The organism is Acidimicrobiales bacterium (assembly GCA_036273495.1).
Classification (GTDB): Bacteria; Actinomycetota; Acidimicrobiia; order Acidimicrobiales; family JAJPHE01; genus DASSEU01.
The window spans coordinates 1-6749 of the sequence record DASUHN010000116.1 but is presented as its reverse complement, the minus strand read 5'-3'; the positions used below and the strand labels follow the sequence as shown (position 1 = coordinate 6749).

Genomic DNA, 6749 nt, shown 5'->3' with positions numbered 1-6749 from the left:
AAGTCGACGAGCAGGCCCTCGACCGGGCGGGCGTAGCCGTTGTCCTCGGCGCTGGTGCGCACGAACGAGATGCACCGGGCGATCCGCCGGCCGTCCTCGGAGTCGTAGCCGAACACCCCGGCGGGCCACGGGTCGATCTGGACGTTGTCGAGGTCGGTGATGCCCCGCCGGGCCAGGGCCGCCACGTACTCGGGGTGGTCCTTGGTGGTGAAGATGGCGTTGAGGGCCTCGGTCATCAGCAGGGCGGGGCGCATGCCCTCGTGCTCCTCGAACGAGACCACCCGCCCGGCGGTGACCGAGACCACCGCCTCGTTCACCACGCACTCGGGGCCGGGGACGATCACCGCCCTGACCCGGCGCTCGACCGGGTCCCCGGGCTTCCACGTGGCCAGCTCGGCCTTGTCCGGCTCGTGCAGCACGATCGAGGGGAACATGGCGCCGTCGGGCACCCGGCCGTCGGCCCGGAGGACCTCCACGGCCCGGACGATCTCGTCCCCGGTGAGCATGTCCAGCGGATGGGTCATGGGGCCGAGTGTCCCACGCCGGGACCGTCCCGTGCCGGGCCGGAGCCTCGGCCCCGGTCCGTGTCTAGGGTGACCGCCTTGACCGCCACCGGGCCCGACGCGCGCTACGAGGACCTGCTCGCGGCGGCGCGCCACGACGTCGAGCGGGGCCGGGTTCCCGCCTGCCAGCTGGCGGTGGCCCGGGAGGGCCGGGTCCTGTTCTTCGAGGCGCTGGGCCGGGCCACCACCGCCACCCGCTTCTGCGCCTTCTCGGCCACCAAGCCGATCGTGGCGGCGGCGGTGTGGCTGCTGATCGGTGACCGGAGGCTCGACATAACCAGGCCGGTCGCCCACTACGTGCCGGAGTTCGCGTCCAAGGGGAAGGAGGCGGTGACCGTCGAGCAGGTGCTCCTGCACACCTCGGGGTTCCCCGCCGCCCCGATCTCGGTGGCCGACGGCACCGATGCCGAACGGCGCCGGGCCCGCTTTGCCACCTGGCACCTGGACTGGGAGCCGGGATCGCGCTTCCAGTACCACGCCGAGTCGGCGCACTGGGTGCTGGTCGACCTGATCGAGCGTCTCCGCGGCGCGGACTTCAGGGAGGTGATCGACGCGGCGGTGTGCCGGCCTCTCGGACTGCCCCGGGTCCTGGGCATCCCCCTCGGCGACCAGTCCGACATCGCCCCGTTGACCCCGGTCGACCCGGACGGCAAGGGCGGCACCGGGCCGTGGGAGCCGCCGGCGGAGCCGGCCGAGGTGGCCAGCTTCAGCGGTGACTGGCGGGAGCTGCTGATCTTCGACGACCCGGTCGTGCGCGCCGCCGGCGTGTCGGCGGCCGGGGCCATCATGACCGCCGCCGACCTCGCCCTCTTCTACCAGGGCGTGATGCACAACCCCGGGGGGGTGTGGAGCCCGGACGTGCTGCACGATGCCACGACCAACATCCGCTGCCGGCTGCCCGACCCCCTCCTCGACGTGCCCGCCAACCGGACCATAGGACTGGTCGTGGCGGGCGACGACGGCCAGCACGTCATGCGCTACGCCTCGTTCGGGCAGGGGAACTCACCGGCCGCCTTCGGGCACGCCGGCGCCCACGGCCAGATCGGATGGGCCGACCCCGCCACGGGCGTGTCCTTCGCCTACCTCAACAACGCCGTGTCCCCCGATCCCATGCAGGCCGGGCGCCGGGCCTACCAGCTGTCGACGGCGGCCGCCGCCCTGTTCGCGTAGGAGCCTGGGGCGGCGGCGTCAGACGACCTGGCCGGGCTGGTCCCGGTCGTCGACCACGGGGAGCCGGGCGGCCTCCCACGCCTGCATGCCGCCCTCGAGGTTGACCGCCTTCCATCCGCCGTTCAGCAGGGCCTCGGTCACCGCGGCCGAGCGACCACCGGAGCGGCACACGCAGACGATGAGGCGGTCGGTCGGGATGTCGTCGGCCCGGCCCGAGATGGTGGACATGGCCACATGGAGGGCGGCGGGGGCGTGGCCGGCGTCCCACTCCTCCTGCTCGCGCACGTCGAGCAGCACGGCGCCCTCCTCCCCGGCGAGGCGGACGGCCTCCTCGGGACCGACATGGGGCATCTGTTCCATGGCCATCCCCGCACCCTACGGGTGCGCCAGGATGGGGACGTGAACGGGCCGGTCGAGATCGTCGGGATGGACCACGTCGTGCTCAACGTCTCCGACGTCGAGCGGTCGCTGGCGTTCTACGGCGGCACCCTCGGCCTGGCCCCGGTGCGGGTGGAGGAGTGGCGGGAGGGCAAGGCCCCCTTCCCGTCGGTGCGGGTGGACGACCACACGATCATCGACCTCCTGGCCGCCCCGCGCACCGGCCAGAACACCGACCACTTCTGCCTGGTGGTCAGACCCACCGACTTCGGGGCCGTGGTCGACAGCGGACGCTTCGACGTCGTCGACGGTCCCGGTCCGCGCTTCGGCGCCCGCGGCATAGGGACGTCGCTTTACGTCCGGGACCCGGATGGCAACGTGGTGGAGCTCCGCTACTACCCCGGGTAGCGCTCCTCCCGCCCCGTCCGGGCGCGCCCGTAGCCTCGACGGGTGGCTCTCGCCTCCCTGCGGCCCCTGCGCCGGCGCTCCTACGCCCTGGTGTGGTCGGCCGCCCTGGTGTCGAACGTCGGGTCGTGGATGCAGACGATCGCCGTCGGCGTGCTCGTCACCGCCCGGACCGGGCGCTCGGGGTGGACGGGGCTGGTGGCGGCGGCGGCGTTTTTGCCGATCGGGCTGCTCTCTCCCATCGGCGGGGCCCTGGCCGACCGCGTCGACCGGCGCCGGTGGCTGCTGGCGACCACGGTGGGGGAGACGGTGTTCGCCACGGCCCTGGCCGTGGCCGTCGGCCTCGGCCACGCCGGGCCCGGGCTGGTGACCCTGCTGGTGTTCGGCGGAGGCGCCATGGCGGCCGTCGGGTTCCCCGCCTACCAGGCCATGCTCCCCGACCTGGTGCCGCAGGAGGAGCTGCTGGCCGCCGTCTCGCTGTCGTCGGCCCAGTTCAACCTGGGCCGGGTGGTCGGCCCGGCCCTGGCGGGGGTGGTGATAGCCGGCGCCGGCTACGCCTGGGCGTTCGCGGTCAACGCCGCTTCGTTCGTGGCGGTGATCCTGGCCCTGCTGGCGGTGCGCCTCCCGCCCGCCCGGCCGACGGAGCCGGCCCCCCTGCGGCGGCGCCTGGCCGAGGGGGCCCGGGCCACGGCGGCCGAGCCCGCCTGCCGGCTGGCGGTGGCGCTGATCGCGGTGGTGGCGGTGACCGCCTCCCCGTTCATCGCCCTCGTGCCGGCGGTGGCGGTCAAGCTGTTCCACTCCGGGTCGCGGGGCACGGCCGTCCTCGTCACCGCCCAGGGCGTCGGGGCGGTGGTGGGCGCCCTGTCCCTTGCGCCCCTGGCCGAGCGGTTCGGGCGGCGCCGGGTCCTCGTCGGCGCCCTGTTCGGGGTCTGCGCCGCCATGGCGGGCTATGCGGTGGCGCCGGCGCTGGCCGTCTCGGCGGCGGCCATCCTGCTGCTCGGTGCCTTCTACATAGGCGTGCTCTCGGGGCTGAACACCACCATCCAGCTGCGCGCCCCCGCCGAGATGAGGGGCCGGGTGCTCGGCATCTACATGATGGCCCTGGGCGTGCTGTACCCGGTCGGCGCCGTCGTGCAGGGCTGGGCGGGGGACCGGGTCGGGCTCCGGGTGGTGACCCTGGGCGGGGCGGCGGTGCTCGCGCTGGTCGTGGTGGCCCGGCAGCCGGCTGTGCGGGCTGCACTGGCCGAGCCCCCCCGACGGGGCGACGTCGTCACCCTCCCAGCGGCAGCACCAGGAGATCCTCGTAGCCCGGACCCGGTCGGGAGCGGACCGCCCGGGCCAGCGACACCGAGCTCACCGTCCACGACGCGCTGAGGGGAGCGACCAGCTCCTTCGGCGAGCGACCCCGCGCCAGCACCAGGTTGGTGGTCCACGTGTTGTGCGGGTGGGTGCGCGGGACCAGTGGCTCGGTGACCTCGAACACCACCTCCTGGAGCTCCTCGAGCCCGGTCACCGGCGCGCGCAGCCACTCTCCGTGTAACGGAGTCCCGAGGCTGGCGCGCAGCCGCGGCGCTCCGTCCAGCTCCTCGCGCAGCGTCTCCTCGAGGGCGGGCACGACCAGGTCGGGAACGTGGCCCAGGGGCCGGATCGCCGCCAGCCACTGCGAAGGAGTCGACCACCGCAGACCGGGCATCTCCGGGCGCGGGTAGGCCGCCAACGTCTTCTGCACCTTCGGGGTCGGCCACACCCCGACGAACAGCTGCACGGTCAGGCCGCCCCGCCGGCTCTTCCGGCTCCGCCGTCGGCGCCCCGAGCCTGAGCCAGCCGCTCCTCGGCGGCGGTCACCTCGGTGCTCGTCCTCCCGAGCCGGTCGCGGAGGCGGCCGGCGGCGTCGTCGGCCCGGGGCAGCTGGGCGCGCAGCTCGTCGAGCTGCCGGGAGAGCTCCTCGATCCGCCGCGCCACCCGGTCCCGCTCCCTCTCGGCCCGGGCCAGCTCCTCCTGGTGCTGAGCCCGCCGGCGCTCGGCGGCCGACAGCTCGGCCTCGGCCTCGCGGAGGGCGGCCGGGCTGGTCTCGGCGGCCCCGCTGACCGCGGTGGTGCCGGCGGGCGCCGGGGCCGCATCGACGCCGACCGTGCCCAGGCCGCTGTAGGAGAGCGGCACGGTGAGCCGGCCCGCCCGCAGCGCCTCGGCCGCGGCCGGATCGGACAGGGCCGCCTCGAGGGTCTCCAGCAGCTCCCGCTGCGCCGCCGCGCTCACCGGTTGGCCCTGCGGGACGGCCAGGCTGCCCGCCTCCTGGACCAACGCCGCCACCACCTGGTGACGCTGCTGGGACAGGGCGCGCAGCTGCTCACCTTCGAGCTGTTGCTGCGCCTGGCGCAGACCGGTCCCCAGGGTCAGCAGGCGCTCGACCTCGTCCGGGCGCTCCCGCACCAGGATGTTGGCGAGCCAGGCGCTGACCGAGGGGCGCTTGAGCTTCTTGATGGCGGCGGCCAGCTCCTTGTCCCCGTCCCGGCGGGCCTCGGCGGCCCGGGCGTCACGGGCGGCGGTGAACTCCCCGGGCCTGAGCCCGTAGAGGTCGGCGGCGGCCGAGTCGAGGTCCACCCCCCAGTCCTACCGCGCCCGGCCCCGCCCCGCTGCCGCCCGGCTGCCCGTGCAGGTGATCCCCCGACGCCTACCGGGGCCCGGTCGCGGGTATCCCTACGGCATGGCACGGGCAATCTGGTCGGGTTCGGTCAGCTTCGGGCTGGTGAACATCCCGGTGAAGGTGTATTCGGCGGTGCGGGACCACAGCGTCCGCTTCCACCAGGTCGACAAGAGGAGCGGCTCGCGCATCCGCTACGAGAAGGTGGCGGAGAAGACGGGCAAGCAGGTCGACTCCGAGCAGATCGAGCTCGGCTACGAGGTGGACAAGGGGAAGCTGGTCGTCGTCGACCCGGGGGAGCTCGACGAGCTGCGGCCCCGCACCACGCGCACCATCGACATCACCGACTTCGTCGAGCTGTCCGAGGTCGACCCCGCCTTCTACAACCGGACCTACTGGTTGGTGCCCGACGGAGAGGCGGCCACCCGCGCCTACCGGCTCCTGGTGACGGCCATGGAGGACCGGAACCGGGTCGGCATCGGGATGGTGGTCATGCGGAACAAGCAGTACCTCGCCGCCATCCGGCCGCGTGACCACGCGCTGGCCATGTCGACGATGCGCTTTGCCGACGAGGTCGTGGGCCGCTCCGACATCGACGGCCTGCCGTCGAAGTCGACCAAGCCCGACGCCAAGGAGCTCCGGCTGGCCAACCAGATCATCGACTCGCTGTCGGGACCGTGGAAGCCCGAGCGCTACACGGACACCTACACCGAAGAGGTCCGCCAGCTGATCAGGGCCCACGAGAAGGGCAAGGACATCGTCGTGGAGGAGGCCCCGGCGGCCCGGGCCGAGATGGCCGACCTGATGGGGGCGCTCGAGGCCAGCCTCAAGGCGGCCCGCTCCCGGGGCGGCCTGGAGCCGGCGCTGGAGAAGATGGCCGAGGAGCTGTCGGCCGCCGACGACGAGGCAGAAGGTGACCCGGCCAACGAGCGGAAGGGCGGGCGGGCCGGCGCCAAGGCGTCCACCAGCCGGGCCAAGAAGGCCCCGGCCCAGAAGGATCAGGCCCGCCGGGCGCCGGCCTCCAAGCGGCGCTCCGGTTCCGCCAAGACGTCCAAGAGCTCCTCCAAGAGATCACGCTCAGCGGCCTGACCGCGTCTCCCACCGGCTGCCGCCGGCCGCGTCACCACGCCCGCCCGGCGGGTCGGGTTCAGCCGTCTGACCACGCCGGCGCGTCGGTGCCGTAGCGGGCCGGGGGACCGGGCCAGCGCAGCGGGATCCCGTCGAGGGCGCCCGGAGGGGCGACCATCCGGATCTCGTCGGGCCCCTGGCGGATGCTCACCATCCCGGCCCCGTCGTCATCCGGCGGCCCCACCGGTGCTCGCTGCGGATCCTCTGCGGGGTGGCCGACCAGCCAGGCCGCCGTCCGGGCCAGCGACAGGCGGCGGACGTGGGTGCCGGTCCGGCCCTCGGCCTGGCGGCGCAGCCCGTCGAGAACGGCGGCGGCGGCCAGATACCCGGTCCCGTGGTCGAGCAGCTGACAAGGAAGAGCGCCGGGTTGCTCTTCATCACCTGGGTCTCCCGGTCGCTGTCGCGTCACCGACCGCCCCGCCCCACCCGACTCTCCGGCGGCGATGCCGGCCGCCGCCTGGACC

The 6749-nt window shown here is 74.4% G+C and carries 9 protein-coding genes; 4 read left to right on the top strand and 5 right to left on the bottom strand.

Annotated elements, in window-relative coordinates; genetic code table 11:
* The coding region (locus VFW24_04910) for a hypothetical protein (protein HEX5266091.1) at nt 1–524 on the bottom strand (524 nt) is incomplete at its 3' end.
* A gap of 78 nt (nt 525–602) precedes the next feature.
* Here VFW24_04910 and VFW24_04905 point away from each other — a divergent pair.
* The gene (locus VFW24_04905; GenBank protein ID HEX5266090.1) at nt 603–1733 is read left to right on the top strand and encodes a serine hydrolase domain-containing protein; all 1131 of its coding nucleotides are present in this window, start codon (nt 603–605) and stop codon (nt 1731–1733) included.
* An 18-nt stretch (nt 1734–1751) separates the two neighbouring features.
* Here VFW24_04905 and VFW24_04900 read toward each other — a convergent pair whose 3' ends face one another.
* Entirely contained in the window at nt 1752–2099 is a 348-nt protein-coding gene (locus VFW24_04900) for a rhodanese-like domain-containing protein (protein HEX5266089.1), read from the bottom strand.
* Between the two features lie 33 nt (nt 2100–2132).
* Here VFW24_04900 and VFW24_04895 point away from each other — a divergent pair, with 33 nt between their 5' ends.
* Together VFW24_04895 and VFW24_04890 are read left to right on the top strand one after the other, a co-directional pair.
* The gene (locus tag VFW24_04895) at nt 2133–2519 is read left to right on the top strand and encodes a VOC family protein (GenBank protein ID HEX5266088.1); all 387 of its coding nucleotides are present in this window, start codon (nt 2133–2135) and stop codon (nt 2517–2519) included.
* Nucleotides 2520–2561: 42 nt separating this feature from the next.
* The gene (locus VFW24_04890) at nt 2562–3890 is read left to right on the top strand and encodes an MFS transporter (protein HEX5266087.1); all 1329 of its coding nucleotides are present in this window, start codon (nt 2562–2564) and stop codon (nt 3888–3890) included.
* On the opposite strand, the gene VFW24_04885 is transcribed toward VFW24_04890, so the two are convergent.
* Both VFW24_04885 and VFW24_04880 read right to left on the bottom strand, forming a co-directional pair.
* Nucleotides 3787–4281, bottom strand: coding sequence for a hypothetical protein (locus VFW24_04885; GenBank protein ID HEX5266086.1), 495 nt, complete (start codon nt 4279–4281; stop codon nt 3787–3789). The two genes, VFW24_04890 and VFW24_04885, sit on opposite strands and share 104 nt — an antisense overlap.
* Nucleotides 4282–4283: 2 nt before the next feature.
* On the bottom strand, nt 4284–5117 hold the full coding sequence (locus VFW24_04880; protein ID HEX5266085.1) for a hypothetical protein: 834 nt from the start codon (nt 5115–5117) through the stop codon (nt 4284–4286).
* A 103-nt stretch (nt 5118–5220) separates the two neighbouring features.
* On the opposite strand from VFW24_04880, the gene VFW24_04875 reads away from it, so the two are divergent.
* Entirely contained in the window at nt 5221–6246 is a 1026-nt protein-coding gene (locus VFW24_04875) for a Ku protein (GenBank protein HEX5266084.1), read from the top strand.
* Nucleotides 6247–6304: 58 nt separating this feature from the next.
* Here VFW24_04875 and VFW24_04870 read toward each other — a convergent pair.
* Nucleotides 6305–6749, bottom strand: a 445-nt coding sequence (locus VFW24_04870) for a hypothetical protein (protein ID HEX5266083.1), incomplete at its 5' end; no start/stop codon positions are given.

What these genes read in the sequence shown, in the direction of transcription:
- VFW24_04900 (HEX5266089.1), bottom strand. Translation starts at nt 2,099, where the DNA reads ATGGCCATGGAACAGATGCCCCATGTCGGTCCCGAGGAGGCCGTCCGC.
- VFW24_04875 (HEX5266084.1), top strand. Translation starts at nt 5,221, where the DNA reads ATGGCACGGGCAATCTGGTCGGGTTCGGTCAGCTTCGGGCTGGTGAAC.